21 protein-coding genes are annotated in these 22,167 nt (G+C 67.5%); 11 read left to right on the top strand and 10 right to left on the bottom strand.

Annotated elements, in window-relative coordinates; all coding sequences use genetic code 11:
- Positions 1-127: 127 nt before the first annotated feature.
- The 8 genes from KPL78_RS28480 to KPL78_RS28445 form a co-directional block, all read right to left on the bottom strand.
- Complete coding sequence (locus KPL78_RS28480) at positions 128-298, bottom strand: ParB N-terminal domain-containing protein (RefSeq protein WP_219766686.1); 171 nt, start codon at positions 296-298, stop codon at positions 128-130.
- Between the two features lie 218 nt (positions 299-516).
- Complete coding sequence (locus tag KPL78_RS28475) at positions 517-1,308, bottom strand: DUF3489 domain-containing protein (protein WP_219766685.1); 792 nt, start codon at positions 1,306-1,308, stop codon at positions 517-519.
- Between the two features lie 95 nt (positions 1,309-1,403).
- Entirely contained in the window at positions 1,404-1,640 is a 237-nt protein-coding gene (locus tag KPL78_RS28470) for a hypothetical protein (protein WP_255569547.1), read from the bottom strand.
- A gap of 217 nt (positions 1,641-1,857) precedes the next feature.
- Complete coding sequence (locus KPL78_RS28465; RefSeq protein ID WP_219766683.1) at positions 1,858-2,364, bottom strand: hypothetical protein; 507 nt, start codon at positions 2,362-2,364, stop codon at positions 1,858-1,860.
- A gap of 308 nt (positions 2,365-2,672) precedes the next feature.
- On the bottom strand, positions 2,673-3,224 hold the full coding sequence (locus KPL78_RS28460; protein ID WP_219766682.1) for a DUF6456 domain-containing protein: 552 nt from the start codon (positions 3,222-3,224) through the stop codon (positions 2,673-2,675).
- 16 nt (positions 3,225-3,240) lie between these two features.
- Positions 3,241-3,771 (bottom strand): hypothetical protein, encoded by a 531-nt coding sequence (locus KPL78_RS28455; RefSeq protein WP_219766681.1) that lies wholly within the window; start codon positions 3,769-3,771, stop codon positions 3,241-3,243.
- 45 nt (positions 3,772-3,816) lie between these two features.
- On the bottom strand, positions 3,817-6,084 hold the full coding sequence (locus tag KPL78_RS28450; protein ID WP_219766680.1) for a hypothetical protein: 2,268 nt from the start codon (positions 6,082-6,084) through the stop codon (positions 3,817-3,819).
- Positions 6,075-7,247 (bottom strand): toprim domain-containing protein, encoded by a 1,173-nt coding sequence (locus KPL78_RS28445; RefSeq protein ID WP_219766679.1) that lies wholly within the window; start codon positions 7,245-7,247, stop codon positions 6,075-6,077. The genes KPL78_RS28450 and KPL78_RS28445 overlap by 10 nt, the downstream gene beginning before the upstream one ends.
- A gap of 1,067 nt (positions 7,248-8,314) precedes the next feature.
- Between KPL78_RS28445 and KPL78_RS28440 the strand changes: the two genes are divergently transcribed.
- The 10 genes from KPL78_RS28440 to KPL78_RS28395 all read left to right on the top strand — a co-directional run bounded on the left by KPL78_RS28440 (position 8,315) and on the right by KPL78_RS28395 (position 19,007).
- A complete protein-coding gene (locus tag KPL78_RS28440; protein WP_219766678.1) occupies positions 8,315-8,812 on the top strand; it encodes a DUF2924 domain-containing protein in 498 nt (165 codons plus the stop codon).
- A complete protein-coding gene (locus KPL78_RS28435) occupies positions 8,809-10,161 on the top strand; it encodes a recombinase family protein (protein WP_219766677.1) in 1,353 nt (450 codons plus the stop codon). The genes KPL78_RS28440 and KPL78_RS28435 overlap by 4 nt, the downstream gene beginning before the upstream one ends.
- The gene (locus KPL78_RS28430; RefSeq protein ID WP_219766676.1) at positions 10,158-10,547 is read left to right on the top strand and encodes a hypothetical protein; all 390 of its coding nucleotides are present in this window, start codon (positions 10,158-10,160) and stop codon (positions 10,545-10,547) included. The genes KPL78_RS28435 and KPL78_RS28430 overlap by 4 nt, the downstream gene beginning before the upstream one ends.
- A 222-nt stretch (positions 10,548-10,769) precedes the next feature.
- The gene (gene hsdR / locus KPL78_RS28425) at positions 10,770-13,154 is read left to right on the top strand and encodes an EcoAI/FtnUII family type I restriction enzme subunit R (protein WP_219766675.1); all 2,385 of its coding nucleotides are present in this window, start codon (positions 10,770-10,772) and stop codon (positions 13,152-13,154) included.
- Positions 13,144-13,641, top strand: coding sequence for a hypothetical protein (locus KPL78_RS28420; RefSeq protein WP_219766674.1), 498 nt, complete (start codon positions 13,144-13,146; stop codon positions 13,639-13,641). Before hsdR ends, KPL78_RS28420 begins: the two co-directional genes overlap by 11 nt.
- Complete coding sequence (locus tag KPL78_RS28415) at positions 13,634-15,190, top strand: class I SAM-dependent DNA methyltransferase (protein ID WP_219766673.1); 1,557 nt, start codon at positions 13,634-13,636, stop codon at positions 15,188-15,190. The genes KPL78_RS28420 and KPL78_RS28415 overlap by 8 nt, the downstream gene beginning before the upstream one ends.
- Positions 15,187-16,347 carry a restriction endonuclease subunit S domain-containing protein gene (locus KPL78_RS28410; protein ID WP_219766672.1) on the top strand — a complete coding sequence of 387 codons (1,161 nt, stop codon included), beginning with the start codon at positions 15,187-15,189 and terminating at the stop codon, positions 16,345-16,347. Before KPL78_RS28415 ends, KPL78_RS28410 begins: the two co-directional genes overlap by 4 nt.
- 137 nt (positions 16,348-16,484) lie before the next feature.
- Entirely contained in the window at positions 16,485-17,132 is a 648-nt protein-coding gene (locus tag KPL78_RS28405) for a HipA family kinase (protein WP_219766671.1), read from the top strand.
- Positions 17,129-17,992, top strand: coding sequence for a DUF3037 domain-containing protein (locus KPL78_RS28400; protein ID WP_219766670.1), 864 nt, complete (start codon positions 17,129-17,131; stop codon positions 17,990-17,992). The genes KPL78_RS28405 and KPL78_RS28400 overlap by 4 nt, the downstream gene beginning before the upstream one ends.
- A 544-nt stretch (positions 17,993-18,536) precedes the next feature.
- A complete protein-coding gene (locus KPL78_RS28395; protein WP_219766669.1) occupies positions 18,537-19,007 on the top strand; it encodes a c-type cytochrome in 471 nt (156 codons plus the stop codon).
- A 311-nt stretch (positions 19,008-19,318) separates the two neighbouring features.
- On the opposite strand, the gene petA is transcribed toward KPL78_RS28395, so the two are convergent.
- Entirely contained in the window at positions 19,319-19,906 is a 588-nt protein-coding gene (petA, locus tag KPL78_RS28390) for a ubiquinol-cytochrome c reductase iron-sulfur subunit (RefSeq protein ID WP_408904500.1), read from the bottom strand.
- 315 nt (positions 19,907-20,221) lie between these two features.
- Between petA and KPL78_RS28385 the strand changes: the two genes are divergently transcribed.
- Entirely contained in the window at positions 20,222-20,641 is a 420-nt protein-coding gene (locus tag KPL78_RS28385; RefSeq protein WP_219766668.1) for a hypothetical protein, read from the top strand.
- A 50-nt stretch (positions 20,642-20,691) separates the two neighbouring features.
- Here KPL78_RS28385 and KPL78_RS28380 read toward each other — a convergent pair whose 3' ends face one another.
- A complete protein-coding gene (locus tag KPL78_RS28380) occupies positions 20,692-21,996 on the bottom strand; it encodes a DUF411 domain-containing protein (protein ID WP_219766667.1) in 1,305 nt (434 codons plus the stop codon).
- Positions 21,997-22,167: the final 171 nt, after the last annotated feature.

The following is a 22,167-nucleotide window of genomic DNA, read 5'->3' as shown; positions in this document are numbered from 1 at the left end:
TCCGACCGCGGCGCGGCGCGGCACGGCGCTCGCGCCTGTCGGCCTCCGACCAGCCACGCGCGACCATGGCCGACACGTCCAGCAGGCCCAGGGCCTTGGCGGCGAGCACGCGGCCATGGCCGGCAATCTACTGGCCCGCCTCGTCCACCAGCACCGGCACGGTCCAGCCCCATTCGCGGATGGCGGCAGCGATCTGCGCCACCTGATCCGCGCTGTGGGTCCGCGCATTGCGGGCGTAGGGCAGCAGCGACGCCACCGGACGACGCTCGACCGCATCGGCCGGCCAGAACCGCTGCATCCCGGAAGCCCCTTTTTGGGAATGAAAAATCCCTGCGTGTCCCCTCTCGCGGATGGCTCCCCCAAAGTGCCAGAGATTCGATCCCCCCTCCCCATTGCTGGCGTCAGCCGGAGGGCGCGCGATCTGCGCGCTGATGATTATGGAGGGCATCGCCGCGGTCGCGCATCATCAGGGCTCGCTACAGGCGCGACGCGAGCCCTGATCCAATCGCGCGCGGCTCAGCCCGCTACCTTGTAGATCGTGTAGCTCCCGCGCGCGCCTTCCTTATTCGGGCCGACCTGTCGGATGCGTTCCAGCGCATTCACCTCGATCCCCTGGCGCTTCTTCAGGCCCGCGAAGAACCCGCGGACGGTGTGCTGCTGCCAGCCCGTCGCCTCGCAGATCTGCGCAATGGTCGCACCCTTGTCGCGCCGCAGCAGGGCCAGCACCGCCTCCTGCTTCGTCCCCTCGCGCGGCTTGCGCGGGGCTCCGAGCTCGCGCGGCGCGCGCGGCGGCTTGCCTGCCAGGGCGTGGCGCAGGGCGCTCATCGGGCCGTCGAGGGCTGCGATGATGTCGTTCTCGCGGCTGGCCTCGTCGTCCCAGGCGGCCAGCACCGCAATGGCGGCGTCGCGCAGGCTGGCGCGCGGGGCGGTCGTGGGCGCGGCGTCGGAGGGTTCGGCTTCTTCCGCGGGGGTGTCTCCCTCCGCGTCGTCCTCCCCGCCCGTGGGCGCCGTGTCGGCAACCGGCGCGGCAGCCACCGCGTCATCCTCGTTCGGATCGATGCCGATGGCGCGCAGCCCCTCGTCGGTGATGCGCGCCACGATCCAGGTGCCGTCGTCATCCTGCCGCCAACCCAGCCCGACATGCTCGCGCGGGGCGTTGATCTCGGTGAGCAGGTTGTTCTTGATCAGGCTGCGGAACACCGCGTTGCGGGCTGCGGCCGGGAGGTTCTTCGGCGCGCGGGCGAGGCCCATCTCGTGCTGCGCGGCGGCGCTGAGGATCACGCGCTGGCTGTCGGAAAGTTTGGTCATCGTGGTGGCCTCCGGTTCCGGGTGCCGGTCATCGGCCCCTACTGCCGGGAGCCCCGCCGGCGCTGCCGGTCGGGGCGGTGCGGGAGTGGCCCGCTTCAGCAAGCGTATTCGCCGCGGCGGAAATGCTGGTCCGCGATGTCCTTCAGCTTCGCGCTGGCATCCGAAAGCCAAGCTGCTTCGCCCCAGAGCACCGTCTCGGGATTCGCGCCGAAATGGTCCTCGCTGGCCTGGGTGAATTCCGCGAGGAGGGCGTCGAATTCGGCCTTCTTCACGAGGAAGGCGGCCAGGCTGCGTTCCTGGTTGCGGGCGGCGCGGGCGGTGCGGTCGACCATGGTCGTCTCCGCCGTGGTGCAGGGCGGGCCGCTCTGCGTGTGACGGACCATTCGCGCTGTGTCGCGCGTGAGCCAAGCGCATCTCGCGCTTATCGAATTTCGATGATCGGAGGCGTTCGATTACATCATGATCAATGATTGGCGCGTGGCGCGCCTCACCGGCGCGTCTTTGCTCCGATCGACTTCCCGCCGCTGGGAAGTCGATGCGGCCCGCGCATCACGCGCGCGGGTCGAGATCCGATGACGCCGGCGGATCCAGCCGATCAGCGACCTCCAGCAGCAACGCGTTCATCTGCTCCTGCAGGATGGTCTGCACGAGATGCGGATCGCGGCCGATCTCGGCGGCGATCTGCCCCGCCACACGCGCGGGCCAGTTCAGCACGGCATCGCGCATGCCGGCGGCCACTTCATCGACGCGGTGGTTGGCGGCGGTGACGTCCATGAGGCGGCCCTTCTTCTCATCTATGGCCAGGCGCTGCGCCTCGACGCCGAGGGCGAGCCGCGCCAGCGTCAGCCGGCCCAGCGGCGTGTCATCACCTGCCGTCGCCAGGGGCGAGCGACCAGGCACGGCCGATGCGGTCAGATCGCGGCGAACACGCTCAACATCCCAGGACCCATCCGCCTCACGACGGATGCGCCCGACGTGCTCAGCCTTCTGGATCGCGGTGTGCGACAGTCCGAGGCGACGGGCGACGTCGCGGGCAGAGATGATGCGCTCTGGCAAGTGCATCTCCTGTCATCGCTTTGGCCTGGCAATCAGTTTGCACCTGGCATCGAATCAAAATTGAGTCTCATGAATCGCTTACGCGACGATCCTCACGCCTTGGCAACCTCGATTATCCCCTACCACTAGCGACCTTGCGCGCGATGGCCCCCCGCATACGACATCGCCCGGAAGGAACCATGGCCTCGACATCGGGAGAGGCTCGGCTGCTCGACGTGCTGCGACTCTACACGCCGCAGATTCCACGGCGCAATGCACTCATGCGCTGCCTCTTGATCTTTCGCATGAGCGCATCGCACCGTCTTTCGTCACGCCGCCATGCGCGGTCGCGGCACCAGTCCGTAGTGCATGGCCAGCACCGCCAGCGCGGCGGTGAACATGCCCTGCGCCTGGGCTGGCGCGATGGGGCGCCCCTGCCAACCCTGCTGCGATCCCCATTCGCGGATCGAGCATTCGAGCCCGAGCACGTGCCAGACGGCGGAGCCGCCCGGGCTGTGCAGCCCGCCCAGGGCATCCAGCGCCGACAGCACTCGCTGCCGTGCGGAGACCTGGCGCTCGGTCATCGTGTCGCCCGAGGCTGCCGGGATGCGGAGCAACTGCGTAGTGCGCATACCATCCAGCGCTGCCGCACGAAACTGCGTGCGGAACATCGCGCCGGCCTCGTGCATCTCCGGGGTGATGGTGCCGTTGCCGAGCATGGCGGCGATGGAGTCCACCGCGCGACGATGCTGCACGGGTGTTCCGGTGTCGGGATCGGCGTCGCGAACGGGCTCGCTGAACCCACCATGCTGGAGACGCCAGCGCGAGGGCTTGGACAGTTCCTCGAGGGTCGGGACGTGGCGCTTGCTGCGTTTGGCCATGGTGCTTTGCCTCCTCTCAGGCGTTCTGGCTGGTGTGCGCGGCGATGAGTGCCCGCTGCTGGGCGCGCTGGCGCTTCTCCCTCTCCCAATCCTCCCGATGGTCGATTTGCGAATCACCAGTATCGCGGTCGATGTGCCGCCCCTCGCCATGCCTGCCGAATGCGATGAGGGCATTGCCGAGGCGCTCGGTTCGGTCGGCCTGATAAAGGGTGGCGCGCGTGAGCAGAAACGGCTCGACGTAGGCGCTGTTGAACGGCAGCCAGTCCGTCGCCTCCGCCACCCAGATCTCGGCAAAGCTGGTCTCGCCCTCACCGAGCTCGACGTAACGCCCGCCACCGGGCGTGGGATAGGCGCGCATTTCCCCAAGCGGGAACATGTCGTCGCCGATGGTGACGTGCGCGGCGGTGTAGCCAAGGACCGCCAGGGTCGCTTTGTTCCAGTCCATGCCCTTGCAGCGCCGTTCTCGGATGGCGACCAACCAGGGCGGTGCGGCCTCCGTCGAGAACCTCCCTGCGTGAAACATCATGATGGTGTTGTCGGAATCCATGTAGCTCTCCGAGCTTGAGTTACGGCACCGCGGATGCGGTGCCGGTCATGCCGCGGCCGGGTTGGGCTGCGCGGCTTCCATACGGTGGGACAGCGCCGTGAGGCGGGCGCGGTCATGTGTGATGCGCTGCGCGAGGGCAGCGTCGAGCAGGGCGCTGAGCGCGATTAGGCGCGCACGGGCGTCGGCAATGGGGTGTGTTGCGGGCTGCGGGGCCGCGCCGCCGATCATCTCGTAATGCGCGAGCGGTCCGAGCTTGCCTTCGAGCCAGGCACGCGGATCGGAGATCAGGACGAGGTCGAAACGCGCCGTCCGATCCTTCTGCCCCGGCCCGGCCGGGCGGTAGGCGACGATCGAGGAGGAGTGTGACGTTCTGCTATTAGAGAGATCCCTATAATAGCAGGATGTCACACTCCTCGCCTTCTGCTGGCGGGCGGCGTCGTGGCTCGGCCACAGGTCGGGAAACGCCCGCACCATGTCCGCGGCGTTCTCCAGCACCACGCCGGAGGCCGCCATCATGTCCTGGCGGCTGGGGCAAACCTCGTCCCAGTCCAGCACCTCATGCACCGCGACCGGCAGCACGACGTCGGTGAGCAGATCGACCTCCAGCGGCGTCGCCGCCGTGCGGTTCACGCCACGGCCGCGCCCAATCGCCTGGATCACCTCGCCCTCGCAGATCGTCCAGCGGATGGCCTCGGCGGTCGGGTCGGCGTGCACCTCGCCCGGCAGGACATGTGCGCCGCCATCGGCCAGGGCGATGCGGCGCTCCTCTTGCTCATACCACCAGGTCACGTCGCCTCGGCTGGCGAGCGGGGGGCAGTTGGTCACCGCGGCGGCTAACGCCTCCACCGTCAGCGGCGCCGGCAGGGTCCGGCCGAGCACCATCAGCCCGGCGACGCTGCGCCAGCGATCGATGCCGCTAAGGGCGTTGAAGTGCACCGCCTGGACGTTGCGCGGCAGCCCTGCCGCCCGCAGCGCATCCACCGCAGCCTTCTGGGCAATGATCAGCAAATCGGGTGGGGACGCGCTGCGACCGCGCAGGCTGGCCGCGCGCAGGGCAATCAGCGCCGACACCTGGCGCCGATGGTTCTCGGCGGCACTGCGATCGCGGGACTTTGCATCCTCGCCGGGCGTCAGGGCCTTGGCGCTGACCGGCGCGCGGAGGATCTGGCGGACGCGCACATGCGGCTCCGTGGCCATGAGCGGCTCGGCGATGGTGACTTCCGGAATGAAGGGGATGACGAGTTCGGGCCGCAGCGTGGCGTCGAGATGCAGGATCGGTCCCTGGGCGCCCCAGCCATCGCGCAGATCGGCACGCCAGGCGAGGCGGAGGCAGCGGACCGTGCCGTTTTCCGACATGGTATCGACCAGAACCGCGCCCGCCACATCGTGGTCATTCTCCAGCGCCTCGGCGATCAGCAGCCACATGGCCGCAGCGCGGTTGGGCGGCGCCCAGGGCTCGCCCTCCTTCGGGAGCACGCTAGCGATGCGGCGCCGCCGTTCGCCCGGATCCATGCCGGGGATGATGCCCGGGTTGCTCATGCGCCGATGCTCGAGGCCTGCGGCCTGGCGGCAGCGCTCCGGCGTCAGCCCGGCCGCGCGCAGTGCGGCGACGGAGAGCGGGCCAGTGGTGGCAGTGGCCAGGACCTTCCACAGCCGTTCCCGCTGGGCTGCGAGATCGGCCGTCGCCTCCCAATCCTCCTGGTTGCGAGAGGTGTAGCACTGCAGCGTACCGAGGTGCGGCCGCAGCCCATCCAGCGTGAGCAGGGCCTTGCCGTCCGTGCCGCGCAAGCCGGCACCCCAGAACCCCTCATCCAGCACCAGCAGGCCCACGGCACCGAGTTCATCGGGCGCCTGGTGGAACAGCGTGTCATGTGCCGTCAGCACGATCTGCGCCGCATCCAGCAGGGGCTTTTGCGCCTGGTAGCCGCAGGAGTTGTAGAGCGGGCAGATATGCGTGACGCCACGCCGTGTGACCTTGCAACTGGTGGTCTCGACGATGCGCTCCACCTCCATCGCGTCGAAGGGTGCCGAGGGGTCGAGGCACATCAGGCGCTCGGGGTTGTCCGTCGTCGGGTCGGGTGCGGTTCTGCCCTTCCAGACCATCGCGTCCACGTCGAGGGCGTAGAACGCGTCCCGCTGCTCCTCGGCCAGATCGTGGCGCGGCACCCCAATGACGACCTTGCGGCCGCGCAGGGCCTCGCTGCGCAGCAGCCCGGCGACGCTGCGCTGCATCGCCCTGGTCTTGCCGATGCCTACGCCCACGGGCAGGGCGAGACGCGGCGGACGGGGCTCGGCGTTGAAGTTTAGGAGCATGCCGCCTCCCGTTGTTCGGCGGCCCCGCCGTCGGGCGGTGCGCTCGCCCAGGGCGGTCCGGCTGGCTCCCAATCGGCGTCGAGCGGGTCGGCCATCCAATGCGCCGCGACATCGGCCATGAACTCGGCGACCTGGTCATCCAGCATGGCGCGGATGCTGGTGAGGTCGAGGATGGCCAGCGGATAGGTCGGCGTGAGCGGGGCAACCGGTGCTGCGGCCCAGATCGCGCCGCGCACCGCGTCAATCCCGCAGGCCGCGGCGAGGTCGTTGAAGTCGCCTGGGATGGGGGGGATGGCAAGCAGGGACTGGGTGGCGCGGGCCGCGGTCGTGGCGGCTGCCACGCCCGGATTGGTGTCACGCCCCGGCTTGAGGTCGTTGTCGGCCAGAACCACCAGGGTGGCGTCCGGAAACCGCGCCTGGATCAGCGGCGCGACGCGCACCAGGTTGCCCGCATCCATCGCGGCGACCACCGGCAGGTCGGTTGCGGCATGGGCCGTGGCACCGGTGGCCCAGCCTTCGCAGAGCAGGATGGCGGGCGCACTCTCCAACGGCCCGCCGATCAGCGCGAAGTGGTCCGCCTTGGCACCGCCGGACAGAAAGCGCTTGGTGCCATCCTCATAGATACGCTGGATGCTGTGGATGGTGCCGTCCAGATCGACCAGCGGGATGATCAGCGTGGCGCCCATGTCCATGCGGATGCCGAACGGCTGCACGCCTTTGCGGCGGAGATAGGCCTGGTCTGGATCGGCGGGGCCAGCATGCTCCCATTGTGCCTGAGCGGCTCGGCGCGCGATGCGGTGCTGCTCAATGGGATCCACATCATTCGCGGGCGCCGCCAGCACAATCTCCGGGACAGGTGTGGGCGCACGTTCGGTAGGTGCCCAGGCCGGCATGCCGAGCCAGGCCCTCGCCCAATCGGCCGCATCGCGCCAGTCGCCGCCGCGCTCGCGCGCGATGAGCTCGAAGGGGCCGCCACCGCTGCCCGCCGCATGATCGAACCAGGTGCCGAGCTTCGCGCCGCTCATCACCGCAGAGAGGCTGCCGCGGCGGTTCCAACGCCACTGCCGCGCCGTTCGGCGTGATGGCTTGCCGAGCAGTTCCTCCAGCAGCGCGGGCCAGCTGGCGATCAGCGCGCGGCGCAGTTCCTCGAGGTCGCGGCCCATGCGGTTTCCTCGTGCTGGCCACGGGCGGCGCATCGACCTCCCCACGGTGGGAATTCGAGCTGCGCCGGCGTGGCGTGTTGCGATCGGTGGGGAGCGCGAGGCCCCGTACTTATTGATTACCGAGGGACCCGTGAAAACGTCTCAGCGGGTCGGCAGGACGTGGTGCGGGAAGGTGCCGCCGGGTGGCGTCCGCAGATTTAACCATGCCCATAGGACCACGAGATTGATTTCCGGTCCAGTCGTTCTAAGCATAGACCGGCTACGAATGAACACGCTCTGCTAAGCTGGAGCGCGTGCCGTAAATCACAACGCCTTCAAGCGGACCTGATGACTGTCGGAGAGCAGTTGTATTTGCGTTTGGTAGGCGATCGATACTGCAAATCGTGCATCGAAACCCCCAAGCTTGGATCTGGGCTCAAGGCTGGCCTGGTTCCCGCGGGTGGGAAACAGGTGCAGCCTGGACGCCGGCAGCACTCCACGGGTGGAGCAGCGCGCCTGCCACAAAGCGGCTGATACGGATTCCCGCCTTGCTGTCTACTGGATGGGTGGAGGGCTTCGCATGCCGCTTACCACCATCGCCACGAGACCAATGCCGGCACAGCGGCGACGATGCGCGCAGCGCGGATTCGCGGCAGGCGCGTCGCCGACATTTCCGCAGCCAAGCCGTTTTGTCGTCCCCGCGCGCCACGCCGTCTGCGCAGCGCTACGCGCGCTACAAAAACGCGCTCCCGAAGGCCCAACTCGATGTGCTTGATGGCGCCAATGAGCGCAGCACCGAACATGAGAACCGCCGTGTCCATCGGCAGGGCGTGGGAAATTCAGGCGGGCCGATCCGTATATGAGAGGCACAACCATGTGTGCTGGATCTCGATGCCTGGACGAACCATCCTGCGAACCTCCATCCCCGTCAGATGCGCCCGTGCGATGTTCCCAGCGCTGGGAATGTCGCGGCTGAAGCTGCGGCTCAGCAGCCGCGCCCGTCGAGATGCTCGGGGGCCGGGAGACATTCGCCTCCACTTCACCGCCAGGCAGCGCCTGCATGCGAACCCCAACAGAAAGGGACTCGCATGATCAGACGATCATCCGCTGCGGCTGCCCCAGCGCCGACCATCCCGGCAATCCCGCCGACGCAGGTGTTGGCGCGCCTGGCCGCGTTACAGACCGCACCCATAGCTGACCTCAAGAAGCAGTGGCGCGAGTTATTCGGCAAGGAGCCTCCACCCTTCAACCGCCCCTATCTGGTCAGTCGCTTGTCATACAGGGTGCAGGAACTCGCCTATGGCGGTTTGAAGCCGGAGACGCGGGCGCGGCTCGAGGCGCTGGGCGAGCTGCTGGATGGCGGGAATGTCGTGCTACGGCGCATCCGCGCCGACAGCCGGCCGCTGCCAGGCACGCGGTTGATCCGCGAGCATGATGGCGTCCAGCACGTCGTTACAGTCCGGGTCGACGATTTCGAATATGAGGGGCGGCCATATCGGTCGCTGTCGGCCATCGCCCGGCACATCACAGGGACGCGGTGGAATGGTTGGACGTTCTTCGGGCTGCGCGCGCGAGGTGATGCATGAGCCGCCGCGCCCGCGTGGAGCCGGCCATGCCGGCCACCACGAAGAAGCTCCGCTGTGCGGTCTACACCCGCAAATCCACGGACGAGGGGCTGGATAAGGAATTCAACTCGCTCGACGCGCAGCGCGATGCGTGTGAGGCGTACATCAATAGCCAGCGCGCTGAGGGCTGGGTGCTGGTCCGCGATCGCTACGATGACGGCGGGTTCAGTGGCGGTACGCTCGACCGCCCCGCGTTGAAGCGACTGCTGACCGACATCGAGCAGGGGCGGATTGACAATATCCTTGTCTATAAGGTCGATAGGCTCAGCCGATCGCTGATGGACTTCGCGAAGCTCGTGGAAACGATGGAGGAACACGGCGTCACCTTTGTGAGTGTAACTCAGTCCTTTTCCACAACGACGTCGATGGGCCGGCTGACGCTCAACATGCTGCTCAGCTTTGCACAGTATGAGCGTGAATTGATTGGCGAGAGAATCCGCGACAAATTCGCGGCCTCCCGCGCGCGCGGCATTTGGATGGGGGGGAGGGTGCCGCTCGGCTACGATGTGGTGGCCCGCAAGCTGGTGGTAAATGAGGGCGAAGCCCCGCGCGTCCGCCGCGTGTTCGAGATCTTCGCCGAGACCGGGTCGGGCATCGAGACGGTGACGCGCCTCCGAGCCGAGGGCGCCACGAGCAAGACTGGTCGGCCGCTGGATAAGGGCGACGTCTATAAGCTGCTGAACAATCGGACCTATGTCGGCGAGGCCGCTCACAAGGGCCAGGTCTATCCCGGCGAGCACCAGGGCATCGTGCCGCGGGAGCTATGGGATCGGGCCCATGCCGTGCTGCAGATCAGCCCGCGGGTCCGCGCCAACCAGAACCGGGCGCAGACGCCGGCGCTGCTGAAGGGGCTGATCTTCGGAGTGGATGGCCGGGCGCTGTCGCCGACCCACGCCAGGAAGAACGGCCGCCTCTACCGATACTACGTGGCGCAGCGCGTGTTGAAGGGGGATGCCGCCGGGGATGACAGCATCGTGCGTCGGGTGTCCGCGGCGGAGATCGAAGCGGCGGTGGTCGATCAGGTTCGCGCCCTGCTGCGGCAGCCGGAGATTGTGGTGGGCACCTGGCGGGCCGCGCGCAGGGAGGCACCGGACCTTACCGAGGGCGAGACCCAGGATGCGCTGCATCGGCTTGACCCGCTGTGGGAGCATCTATTTCCGGCGGAGCAGGCGCGGATTGTCCGGTCGCTGGTGGAGCGGGTGGTGGTTGGGCCCGCCGGCGCGGACATTGGGCTGCGGGTGGAGGGGCTCAATGGCCTGGTCCGCGACCTAACCGCCATCGCCCCCAGCGCCCTGGTGGCGGCGGCATGACGACGGCAACGAGCATCACGGTCCGGGTGCCGCTAGCCATCCGCCACCGGCCGGGCCGGAAGACCGTCGTGACGCCGATGACCGATGGCGCGGCGCCGGTCACCACGCGTGCTGACCCGGCGCTGGCGAAGGCGCTGGCGCGGGCATTCAGGTACCAGCGCATGTTGGACGAGGGCCGGTATGCCTCGATAACCGAATTGGCGGCAGTCGAGAAACTCGATCGGGGATATCTCGGCAGTCTGCTGAAGCTGACGCTTCTCGCTCCGGACATCGTTGAGAGCGTTCTCGATGGCCGGCACCCCGGACGAATCGGCCTGCCGGTGCTGCTGGACCCGCTCCCAGCGGCATGGGATGCCCAGCGCGCAGCCATAAATTCGGCCGAATAGCTGCTGCTGATCCCGCGTCGTCATCGGCGACAGATGACAGAGGGTTTATCCTTGGGCACAATGATCAATACTTGGACGTTTGCGGTCGCCGCCGTAATGCCCTCGGAGTCGACAGCCCTTGCCGCGTATCTCGAACTCGCCAGGTACCCCTTACCTTAGCCCTGGAACGGGCGCGCGGTCAGAAGCTGTCATCTGTTTCGATTTCTGACCGAGAGAGACGAGTTGAACACCGAAGCTGACACCTGCCGCCTCTTCGTCGTACCTCGGCTTCAGGCTGCCGGCTGGGATGCCGCACCGCACGCGATCCAGGAGCAACGGACCTTCACCGATGGGCGCGTCGTGTTCGTCGCCGGACAACCGCGTCGCGGGCGCCGCAAGCGTGCCGACTACCTGCTGCGCTACCGGCCCGACCTGGCGCTCGCCGTCGTCGAAGCGAAGCCCACCTATCTGAGCGCCGCCGATGGCCTGCAGCAGGCCAAGGCCTACGCCGAGATCCTCGGTCTCAAATTCGCCTATGCGACCAATGGCAACGAGATCATCGAGTTCGACTTCTTTGCCGGTATTGAGCGCGTCGTCGCCGACTTTCCGACGCCGGCCGAGCTCTGGGCGCGACAGCGTGCCGGCCTCGGCCTCGCCGACGATTCGCTGGCGCAGATGGCGCTGACCCCAGGCTACCCCGATCCGGCCAAGCCGCTCCGGTACTACCAGGAGATCGCGGTCAACCGCGCCGTACAGGCTGTTCTGACCGGACGGCAGCGCAGCCTACTCACTCTTTGCACCGGGGCCGGCAAGACGCCGATCGCGTTCCAGATCGCCTGGCGGCTTTGGTCATCCGGCTGGAACCGGCGCGGCGACCACCTGAAGCCCAAGATCCTCTTCCTGGCCGACCGCAACGTGCTGGTGGACGACCCAATGGCTCGCGACTTCGCGCCGTTCGGCAAAGGCCGCTTCAAGATCGAGGGTGGGCGCGTCAGCCTCGGCCGGGACATCTACTTCGCGATCTACCAGGCGATTGCCCAGGACGAGCGCCGCCCCGGCCTCTACCGCGAATTCCCGCCCGACTTCTTCGATCTGATCATCGTGGATGAATGCCACCGCGGCAGCGTCCGGGATGACAGCAGCTGGCGCGAGATCCTCGATTACTTCGCGCCGTCGTTCCAGATCGGCATGACCGCCACGCCGCTGCGTGAGGACAACCGCGACACCTACGCCTATTTCGGCGATCCGCTCTACACCTACTCGCTGGCGCAGGGCATCGCGGACGGCTTCCTCGCACCGTATCGGGTTCACCGCGTGGTGACGGATACTGATGCGGCCGGCTGGCGCCCCACCAAGGGCGAGCTTGACCGGTTCGGCCGCGAAATCCCGGATGAAGAATACCACACGAAGGATTTCGAGCGGATCGTCGCCCTGCGCGCCCGTACCGAAGCGATAGCCCGGCATCTTACTGGTTTCCTGAAGGCCACCGACCGCTTCGCGAAGACGATCGTCTTCTGCGTGGACCAGGAGCACGCGAGCGAAATGCGCCTTGCTCTCTCCAACCTCAATGCCGATCTCATGGCGCGGTACCCGGACTATGTCTGCCGCGTGACGTCCGACGAAGGCATGATCGGTCGAGGCCACCTGTCCCACTTCCAGGACCTCGAGAAGCGAACGCCGGTCATCCTCACCACCTCCCAGATGCTGACGACCGGAGTGGACGCTCCAACATGCCGCAACGTGGTGCTCGCCCGGGTGGTCGGCTCGATGAGCGAGTTCAAGCAGATCATCGGCCGCGGCACCCGCCTGCGGGAGGACTACGGCAAGCTGTTCTTCAACATCCTCGACTACACCGGCACCGCGACGGCGAAATTTGCTGATCCGGATTTCGACGGCGATCCCGTCGCCGCGACTACCACCACCATCGACCCGAATGGCATTGAGACGGGCGTGGTGATCGACCCTGTTGCCCCGCCAGGTGGCGAGGAACCGGGTGACGACGCGTCGGCCGGCCCCGTCACGCCGCTGCCACCCGGCGGCGGCCAGACTGGCGAGCCACGAAAATTCTACGTGGATGGCGGCACCGTCGAAGTGGTGCAGCACCACGTCTACGAGCTCGACGCCGACGGCAAGCGCCTGACCGCCCGCCGCATCACCGACTACACCGGCGAGAAGGTCCGCACGCTCTATCCCACCCCATCAGCCTTTCGCGCAGCCTGGACCATCGCCGACAAGCGCGCGGCCGTTGTTGAGGAACTGGTGGAGCGGGGCATCGACGTCGCGACCCTGGCTACCGAGATGGCACGGCCGGATGACGACCCATTCGACCTATTGTGCCACCTGGCCTGGGACGCGCCGCTGCGCACTCGGCGGCAGCGAGCCGAGCGCCTCCGCACCGAGCGGCAGGACCTGTTCGACCGCCACGGCCCCGATGCGCGCGCGGTGCTGGAGGCGTTGCTGGAGAAATACGCCGCCCATGGTGCCGACGAGCTGCGGCTGCCGGACGCATTGCGCATCGAGCCCGTCGCATCCATGGGCAATCCCAGCGAGATCGTCCGCCGCTTCGGCGGCGCCGATCAGCTTCGCGACGCGGTCGCGGAACTCCAGGAACAGCTCTATGCCGCGTAACGTCAGTGTCGTGCCGCGTATCGGCAGCGATTCCCTGGCGCAGCGTCAAGCCGAGAAGGTCGCCCTCAGTATTGTCGCGGCAGAACTCGGCCTAGCGCATGTCGAGACCCAGAAGCGCTTCTCGATCGGCCCGGCAGCGGCCATCGTGGACGCCTTCGCCGAATCGACGGACGAGGTGGTGCTGCTGGAAGTGAACGCGCGCGTCAGCTCGGCCATGAAGACGGCAACCAAGAACAAGGTCCTGAAGGACACGTTGAAAATGCTGCTGATCGAACAGGCCAATGCCGCTGCCTGGCAGGGCAAGCGGGTGCGCAAGCTGTTGGTGTTCCTGGACCCGATTGCGCGGGCAAGCTTCGGCCCGAAGGCGTGGGCAAACCAGGCCTGGGACGCGTTTGGGGTCGAGACGCATGTCTGTGCCATCCCGGACGCGCATCGTGTCGCGCTGATCGCCGCCCAGGCCGCGCAGGACCTTCGCGCCGATGGCTAAGCGCCCCGCGGCCGCGCCGCAGACCACCGCCCAGCGCCTCGACAGCATCGTCAAATCCGCCCGCCAGATCATGCGGAAGGACAAGGGGCTAAACGGCGACCTCGACCGTTTACCGCTGCTCACATGGGTGTTGTTCCTGAAGTTCCTCGACGACATGGAGCGCATCCATGAGGACGAGGCGGTGCTGGCCGGCAAGCCGTTCCATGCGGCTATCGACCCGCCTTATCGCTGGCGGGATTGGGCGGCGCGCCGGGACGGCATCACCGGACCGGACTTGATCCGCTTCCTCGCGGCCGAGGAGACGATCCGGCCCGATGGCTCGAAGGGGCCAGGCCTCTTCGCCTATCTACGCTCGCTGCGCGGCCGGGATGGCGTGCGGGATCGGCGCGACGTCATCGCTACCGTGTTCGCCGAAATGACCAACCGCATGGAGAGCGGATACCTCCTGCGCGACGTGGTCAATCTGGTGGACGCCATCCACTTCGACGCGTCGGAGGAAATCCACACCCTCTCGCGCCTCTATGAGGGGCTGCTGCGGGAAATGCGGGACGCCGCGGGCGACAGCGGCGAGTTTTACACGCCGCGCGCCGTGGTGCGCTTCATGGTGGCGGTTACCAATCCGCGGCTGGGGGAGGTGGTGCTCGACCCCGCCTGCGGCACGGGCGGATTCCTGGCTGAGGCCTTCGAGCATCTCTCCGCCCAGGTGCGCACCACCGAGGACCGGGAGGTGTTGCAGGATCGCAGCCTGGTCGGTGGCGAGGCGAAGCGGCTGCCCTTCCTGTTGGCGCAGATGAACCTGCTGCTGCATGGGCTGGAGGCGCCGGACATCGCGCTCGGCAACACGCTCTCCCGCCAGCGCCTGACGCAGATCGGTGAGCGGGACCGGGTGAATGTCATCCTCACCAACCCGCCCTTCGGCGGGGAGGAGGAGGTCGGCATCCAAGCCAATTTCCCCGATGACCGCCGGACTAATGAGACGGCGATGCTGTTCCTTCAACTCATCATGCGGCGGCTGAAGCGGCATGGGCAGGGACGCGCGGCGGTGATTGTGCCCAATGGCACGCTGTTCGAGGGTGGCGTGGCCGCGCGGGTGAAGGCGGATTTGCTGCGCGAGTTCAACCTGCACACTGTGCTGCGGCTGCCCGAGGGTGTCTTCGCGCCCTACACCGATATCCCAACCAATGTGATCTTCTTCGACACCAGCGGGCCGACGCAGGCGATCAGCTACTGGCAGCAGCCTGCGCCGGAGGGGCGGCGGAAATACAGCAAGACCGCGCCTTTGCAGTTCGAGGATCTGGCCGATTGCCTGGCCTGGTGGGGTGCACGTGGCGAAGACCCGCGGGCCTGGACGGTGCCGGCCGAGGGGTTGATCCGCACGGACGCGGAGGGGCGCGTGCTGGCGGTGAACCTCGACCTCAAGAATCCGAACGCCGTGGAGGCGGAGGACCATCGCACGCCGGCCGAGATCGTCTCGGGGATGGTGGCGCGGGAGGCCCAGGTGCTGGACCTGCTGCGGGAGATTGAGGCGCTGGTGGCGGAGCGCGCGTGACGGGGATGCGCTGGCCGTTGGTTCCGCTCGGAGAGGTTGCGCCGCTCGTGCGGCGGCCATTGGTCGTCGAACCCGAAGGCAAGTACCGCGAGATTGGGATTCGATCGCACGGCAAAGGGGTGTTCCATAAGCTGCCAGTGTCGGGCCTTGAGTTGGGCGACAAGCGGGTTTACCGGATCTGCCCGGGCGACCTCCTGTTCAACATCGTTTTCGCATGGGAAGGCGCTGTTGCACTGGCAGGCGTCGGTGAAGAGGGCATGATTGGCTCACATCGCTTCCTCACCTGTGTTGTGGATCGCGAAAGGGCCGATGCGAGTTTTCTGCGCCACTTCTTCACCACGCCGACAGGGCTCGCGCATCTGCTGGCGTCGTCGCCCGGAGGCGCCGGAAGGAACAGGACTCTTGGTCTGGCAGGTCTGAGTCGAATTCCCGTGCCGCTTCCGCCACTGGACGATCAGCGACGTATCGTCGCGCGGCTGGATGCGGTGTCGGCCCGGCTGAAGGCGTGCGCAGAGACGACAGAGCGGCAGGAGGCGGAGCTTGCCGCGATGCTCCAGCAAGCCTTCGCGCGGATCACCGCAGGCAGCCCGCGCGCCCGCATGGCCGATGTCGCTCCGCTGGTGCGGCGCCCGATCGAGGTCGAGCCTGACGGGCAATATCCGGAACTCGGTATCCGCTCCTTCGGGCGAGGACCCTTTCACAAGCCGTCGCTGAGCGGGCTGGATGCCGGCAGCAAGCGCCTGTTTCGCATTGAGCCGGGCGATCTGGTGTTCAACATCGTCTTCGCCTGGGAGGGCGCGGTTGCCATCGCCCGCCCCGAGGATGCTGGCCGTGTCGGTTCGCATCGCTTTCTTACATGCGTCGCGGATCAGACGCGCGTTTCCGCCGAGATTCTCCGCTTCTGGTTCCTGTCCCGTGAGGGATTGGCCGCACTCGGGCAAGCCTCGCCGGGCGGCGCAGGCAGGAACCGGACGCTGGGGCTCGACGCTCTGTCCAGGATCGAGGTTCCGATCCCGTCCCTGGACGCGCAGGCATGGTTCGAGGCGCTGCACGCCCGGGCATCGAACCTCCGCGCGCTCCATGCCGCCGCAGCCGACGACGCCGCCGCCCTGGTGCCCGCCATGCTGCACCAGACCTTCAGCCCGGCCGCATGTTGACGCGGGTCACCGCCACCGAGTTCACCCGTGCGGCCAGCAACGGCCGCACCAAGCCTGTCATGCTCGTCTGCGCCGACCCGACCGGGGACTAGGTCGAACTCTTCGCGAAGATCTCCGCCCGCTGTGAACAGGGGGCGGTGCATCTTGCCCGAGAGGCCATCGCCGCCTGCCTCGCTGGCGATCTCGGCCTGCCTGTGCCGCAGCCTTTCCTGGTGGACTTGCCGCCCGCCTGGGTGGCCGCGGTGCCGGACGCCGATATCCGCGCCGCCATGGCCGCCAGCCTGCCCGTCGCGTTCGGCTCACGCCTGGCTGGGCCGCAGTTCGCGACATGGAACCCGGGCATCGCCCTGCGGCCGGAGATGATGGAGGCGGCGCTCGGCATCTTTGTGTTCGACGCCATCATCCAAAACGACGACCGGCGGGAGGGCAACGCCAACTGCCTGGTGCTGGGCGAACACCTGCGGATCATCGATCACGAACTCGCCTTTGCCCATCGGCTGATCATCGGCTGGAAGCCCCCCTGGCAACTCGGCGGCCTGCAAGGCCTTGCAAACCCAGGCGCGCACATCTTCCGTGACAAGCTGCGGCGGGCGGCGCTTAACTTCGACCCCATCCGAGCCGCCTGGGCCGCCTTGTCGGACGGGCGGATCGAAGGGTATGCGTCAGCCCTTCCGGCGGAATGGGCCTCAGTTGCGGCTGAGGCGGCGGCGGCGATCCGCCTCATCAAGGACGCGCGTGACCATATAGACGGGTGCCTCAACGAGATAAAAAGGGTCCTGGCATGACCGAGCAGCGACCATACACATACACCGTCCTCCGCTACGTGCATGACGCGCGTGCGGGCGAGATGCTGAACGTCGGCATCGTGCTGCACGTCGCCGCCGAGCACCGCCTGCTGGTCAAGACCCGCCACACGCATGGTCGGCTGAAGGATGCGTTCCCTGATCTCGATGGGGAGGCGTTCCGCGGTGCCATGCGCGCGGTCGAACGGGCCATCCGCGCCGTGGCCGAGGATGTGGCGGCCACCACGCTGCTGTCCGGCCAGGGGGATGCGGCCAGCTATGCGCGGAAGGCCATGGCGGCGGATGACAGCGCGCTCCAGTGGTCGTCCGTGGGCTCGGGCCTCACCAACGACGCTGAGGCAACGCTGGAGCGACTGTTCGAGCGCTTGGTTCGCCGCAATGACGATCGGACGGTGCGCCGGCGGGTGGATGAAGAGGTCTGGCGCCCTGTCCGGGAGAAGCTGGCGGAGCGCAATGTCCAGGTCCCCTTCGAGCCGAAGGTGATCGCCGGCTCGCTCGACAGCATCACCTTCGAGCACGCTTGGAAGAATGGCAGCTGGCACGTCTACGAGCCGGTGTCGCTCGACTTGGCCGATCGCGACGGCATCATGGCGAAGACGCACCGGTGGCTGGGCCATCTCGCGGCGGTGCAGGATGGTGCGCAGGACCCTCTGAAGCTGCACTTCATCCTGGGCGCCCCGCAGGACCCGGCGCTGGAGCCTGCCTATCGGAGGGCCGTCGCGCTGTTCCGGCAGGCGGCGCTTGACCCTGAGGTTCTGGAGGAGGGCGACGTCGACGCCCTGGTGGCCCGAATCGAGGACGAAGTCCGCGCTCATCACGACGAGGTCGGCGGCCGGCACTGACCGGCACGGGGGAGAGAAAGGTCGGCGTCCCCCCCGGCAGCTTGTCGGTTTGCTGAGAAATTTGGGAACGAACTCGCGCTGGCGACCGGTAGGGATGCTGAAAAGCCCCGAGCTCGCCGCCGCGAAATATGAATGATGCCAGCCGCTTGAAGCTTGTAGGGTAAATCGCCCGACCCCCGAGCTTCGGAGACTGTGCGGCCGCCGGAGAGAATTTCCCGGGGGCGTTGCGTTCTCCAACCCTCAAGCCGTGTCTGCACAACCCCACGGAACCTGCGGTTCACGGCAGTATCGGGGGGACGAGAAATCGAATTTGGGAAGTCGAATGGAGCAGCGGTGGGAACCGGGAACTGAAATTCTCTGGGGCAGAATGCGTCGCGGAGGGCTGGGCAAACAAGAAACGGACGACGATGGACGGAGTGATGCATCGCAGAAGGGCGGGGGGTATCAGGCTGCTGTTGGCCCCGCTCGCCATCCTGCGGCTGCTTGGTATCGTAGTGCGCCCGGAGCACCTCTTGGGGAGGCGGCCGTGACAAGGCGACGTGCCATGGCGATCGTCGGCGCTGTTGCGGGGCTGGTGGGATTGGGCGTGGTGCCGTTCGCGTTCGATTGGTGGGGATCGGCTCTGCGCCGCGATGCACAGTTCTATCCGACGCAACTCGCGCTCGGACAACAGATCTACGCCGCGCAGTGCGCAAGCTGCCACGGCGTGAACCTCGAAGGTCAGCCGAACTGGCGCTCACGTCGGGCCAACGGGCGCCTCCCGGCACCGCCACACGACGCCACAGGACATACCTGGCACCACGCCGACAGCGTGTTGTTTCGGATTACCAAGTACGGACCAGCGGCCATTGTCGGCGAGGGCTACGCGAGCGACATGCCGGGCTTCGAGAGCGTGCTTTCGGATGCGGAGATTGGTGCCGTCCTCACCTTCATCAAGAGCACCTGGGCCGACCGCGAGCGCGAATTCCAGGAACGGCAGAGCCGCTTCGAGCGTGGCGAGAGGGCATCCCGATGACCCAGGCGGCGTAGAGACCTGCCGCAACACGAAGGCATGACGTGATGCGACCGACACCAGCGGGGACGCCGAATACGTCGCCCTCGGGCGCGGCCACCCGGCGTGGCGCACCGCGGCCCTTTCGCGCACCACACGGCCGGCGACGCCGAGGAGCGGTCGAGCGCGTACGGGTGCTTCCTCGATCCGCTCAAGGCATGACCGGCGCCGGACTTGGCGCTGCGCGACGCGAAGCGGCGCTGCGACCATGCCGGTGGACTGAGTGGCGGCCGCGCTGCTGCTCCACTTTGCCTTCCTCATGACCGTTCCACCAGTTAGCCGATGCGGATCCGGGTGTTGGAGGTGAAGGCGTAAGGCGGCACCACGAGATTCTTCGGCGCCGGCCCCTTCCGGATGCGGCCGGAGGTGTCGTAGTGACTGCCGTGACAGGGGCAGAACCAGCCGCCGTATTCGCCTTTGGCGTCGGTCGGCTTCTGCCCGAGCGGCACGCAACCGAGATGCGTGCAGATGCCGACCATCACGAGCCACGGGTCCTTGATCACCCGGCGCTGGTCGGCTTCCGGATCTTTCAGATCCGAGAGCGGCGTCTGCCGTGCCTCCTCGATCTCCTTCGCCGCGCGGTGGCGGATGAAGACCGGCTTGCCACGCCAGACCACTGTTACCGCTTGGCCGACTTCGATCGGCGCGAGGTCCGCCTCGGTGGTCGAGCGCGCAAGCACGTCGCGCGCCGGGCTCGCCGAGTCGATGAAAGGCCAGGTGATGGCGCCGGTGCCGACCGCCACGAATGCTCCGGTCACCAGCGTCAGGAAGTCGCGGCGGGTTCCGTCAGCGCTCGCCTCGTCCGTGGCCGACGCGCCTCCTGGTCGGATCGCGGAGGCTTCGATCATATCGCTCTGGGACATGCGTGCTTCTCCATCGCGCAAAGACGGGCCAGCACTACCTCGCCCCGCTGCTTTGGCGGCGACCGCGCCTCTGGCGTCACCGTAAGCGGCGACGTCAGGCGTCCCGGCCTGCGCACGGCTTGGGAAAGTTGCCAATGCGCCACGGTGCCGAAGGCGTCGTCACAATATCACTGCGGCTCCGAGCCGTGGTCATATTCCTACGTCGCTGAAAACTTTTGATTGGATTGCGTCAAACTGCGGCAACGCGGGACTGCGAAAAGCCTCTGGTCGGCGGCTCATACTGCGGGGCGTCCAGCACAACAGAGGACAGAGATCATGGCGCGCTTTTTTCGATCCTTCACTCGCTCGCTCGCCCTTTCGGGTCTGGCGCTCACTGCCATTGCCACCGGTGGTATCGGTTCGGCCTTTGCCAGCGGAACCCCTGTGAACTCGCTTGCGCCTGCCCTGTCCAGCTCCCCTTCCGGCACCCACGCTCCGGCCGCTGCCGCGCCGGTCAGGACCGCGCGCGTGGTGGGCTACGGACAGGGCCCAGACTTCGCGCCGATCTATGATGCCTCGGAGACCGTGATGGTCACCAGCCGCCCCGTCGCGCGCGTCCTCATCAACGGCGAGAACGTCGATATCCAGTACGATGACGAGGCGGCCGTCCGTGCCCCCCACGCCATTCCCAGCTCTTCCTGGCGCGACGTCCCCGTGCGCTCTCCCTTCGACATGATGGTCGCGTCCGAGCCGTGATGGAATGCGAGCGCCCGGACTTGGCGGAACCGCCTGGCCCCGGGCGCTCGTCAGCTTCGGAGCGTGACCCACATGCGCGGTGGTGATGGGTGCGCCTCGACGGTCGTCCCATAGGGGCGTGGCGGATTTCCGATTGAGAAAAGCCAGACGGTGTAGGGCTGGCTGGCGCCGCCACGGGGCGTCTCCATGCCGGGAGAGCCGACTGGCATGCCGGGTACCGCGAGGCCCAGGACACCGGCCGGTCGCTCGCCGAGAAGACGCCACACGGATGCCGGGGGAACGTGGCCTTCGATCACGTAGTTGTCGACGAAGGCCGTGTGGCAGGACTCCAATTCGCGAGGAACGCCAGCGCGCCGCCGCATAGCGGGCAGATCATCGGAATGGTGCGCGATCACGTGCAGCCCGGAGTTTCGCAGATGACCGACCCAGGCGTCGCAGCAATCGCAGGATTCTGCCTTGTAGACCACCACGCCGTGGGCGCCGCGGCCGGTCTCGATGGTGGCGATGACCGCGCCCGCGGCCACATCGATGACCGAGGCAGTCGTTCCCGGTGCGGCGCGCGTCCCCTCATTCGCCACGTAGAGCAGCTTCCCGTCTGGCGTGGCGAAGACCTGCACCGGACCACGACCGACCGGGATGCGCCGCAGGACGCGCCGGGTGCGGGCGTCGATCTCGGCGACCGCGTTGGCGTCGCGGAGCGAGACGTAGGCGCGCGAACCATCGGGCAGAAAGCCGACCTGCACCGGCGAAGGACCCGCCTGAATCCGCGCGACCTCCCGACCGCCTGCGACATCCACCACCGAAACCGTGCCGTCCTTCACATTGGCCAGCCAGACCTCGCGGCCGTCGGGGCTGAGGCGCAGCCCATGCGGATAGTCCCCGACCGGCACGCTCGCCGCGACGCGACGCGCTGCGACGTCGACGACCAGCAGCGCATCCGCCTCGGAATCTGCGATAAAGGCGCGGCCGCCGGCGGCATCGGCGACGACGTGCCCGGGATGCCGGCCCGCCGCGATGTCGGCGACCACGCGTGGCGCGGCGCCAGGAACGGTTTCGAGCACGACCAGGCGCCCACTGCCGCGTGCGTGATCGGTACCATGCGCCCCCGCGGCGGTCCCGACCGCGAACAGGCGCCGGCCGTCTCCCACGGCCTGCACGTTGTGCGGCGTGATCGGCACGGCGACGGTGGAGATGCGGCCTGACGCGAGGTCCACGGCGCTGATGCTGGCGCTGCCCTCGTCAGCGGTGAAGATCGTTCCGCCGCAGTCAGTGGAGGCACGTGCCATTGGTGCGGCGAGGAACAGGCCCGCTCCGGCGAGCAGGAACGGCAGGTCGCGGCGATGCAGGACGGACATGGATTGGCTCTCCTCTGGTGGCCGATGAACAGCCTCCCGCTGCCACATGGACGCTTCCGGAAACCTGTTGGCGGCGCTGGGGCTGACGTGATTCGCTTCGTGCTGATCGAAATGGAGCAGGCTGCGGATGTCGGCAGGTCAACCTGGTTTCTGGGATGTGCAGGATCGGCT

This window comes from Roseomonas alba (assembly GCF_019430885.1).
Classification (GTDB): Bacteria; Pseudomonadota; Alphaproteobacteria; order Acetobacterales; family Acetobacteraceae; genus Neoroseomonas; species Neoroseomonas alba.
Note: the sequence above shows the minus strand (reverse complement) of the source record. Positions and strands in the feature narration are given on the sequence as shown.

Excerpts from the sequence above, each read along its gene's own strand:
- KPL78_RS28385 (WP_219766668.1), top strand. The coding sequence starts at position 20,222 with ATGGCGCGCTTTTTTCGATCCTTCACTCGCTCGCTCGCCCTTTCGGGT.
- KPL78_RS28480 (WP_219766686.1), bottom strand. The coding sequence starts at position 298 with ATGCAGCGGTTCTGGCCGGCCGATGCGGTCGAGCGTCGTCCGGTGGCG.
- KPL78_RS28455 (WP_219766681.1), bottom strand. The coding sequence starts at position 3,771 with ATGGATTCCGACAACACCATCATGATGTTTCACGCAGGGAGGTTCTCG.
- KPL78_RS28460 (WP_219766682.1), bottom strand. The coding sequence starts at position 3,224 with ATGGCCAAACGCAGCAAGCGCCACGTCCCGACCCTCGAGGAACTGTCC.
- KPL78_RS28470 (WP_255569547.1), bottom strand. The coding sequence starts at position 1,640 with ATGGTCGACCGCACCGCCCGCGCCGCCCGCAACCAGGAACGCAGCCTG.
- KPL78_RS28430 (WP_219766676.1), top strand. The coding sequence starts at position 10,158 with ATGACGACGGCAACGAGCATCACGGTCCGGGTGCCGCTAGCCATCCGC.
- KPL78_RS28440 (WP_219766678.1), top strand. The coding sequence starts at position 8,315 with ATGATCAGACGATCATCCGCTGCGGCTGCCCCAGCGCCGACCATCCCG.
- KPL78_RS28420 (WP_219766674.1), top strand. The coding sequence starts at position 13,144 with ATGCCGCGTAACGTCAGTGTCGTGCCGCGTATCGGCAGCGATTCCCTG.
- KPL78_RS28400 (WP_219766670.1), top strand. The coding sequence starts at position 17,129 with ATGACCGAGCAGCGACCATACACATACACCGTCCTCCGCTACGTGCAT.
- KPL78_RS28435 (WP_219766677.1), top strand. The coding sequence starts at position 8,809 with ATGAGCCGCCGCGCCCGCGTGGAGCCGGCCATGCCGGCCACCACGAAG.
- KPL78_RS28415 (WP_219766673.1), top strand. The coding sequence starts at position 13,634 with ATGGCTAAGCGCCCCGCGGCCGCGCCGCAGACCACCGCCCAGCGCCTC.
- KPL78_RS28450 (WP_219766680.1), bottom strand. The coding sequence starts at position 6,084 with ATGCTCCTAAACTTCAACGCCGAGCCCCGTCCGCCGCGTCTCGCCCTG.
- KPL78_RS28475 (WP_219766685.1), bottom strand. The coding sequence starts at position 1,308 with ATGACCAAACTTTCCGACAGCCAGCGCGTGATCCTCAGCGCCGCCGCG.
- KPL78_RS28380 (WP_219766667.1), bottom strand. The coding sequence starts at position 21,996 with ATGTCCGTCCTGCATCGCCGCGACCTGCCGTTCCTGCTCGCCGGAGCG.
- KPL78_RS28395 (WP_219766669.1), top strand. The coding sequence starts at position 18,537 with ATGGCGATCGTCGGCGCTGTTGCGGGGCTGGTGGGATTGGGCGTGGTG.
- KPL78_RS28445 (WP_219766679.1), bottom strand. The coding sequence starts at position 7,247 with ATGGGCCGCGACCTCGAGGAACTGCGCCGCGCGCTGATCGCCAGCTGG.
- petA (WP_408904500.1), bottom strand. The coding sequence starts at position 19,906 with ATGTCCCAGAGCGATATGATCGAAGCCTCCGCGATCCGACCAGGAGGC.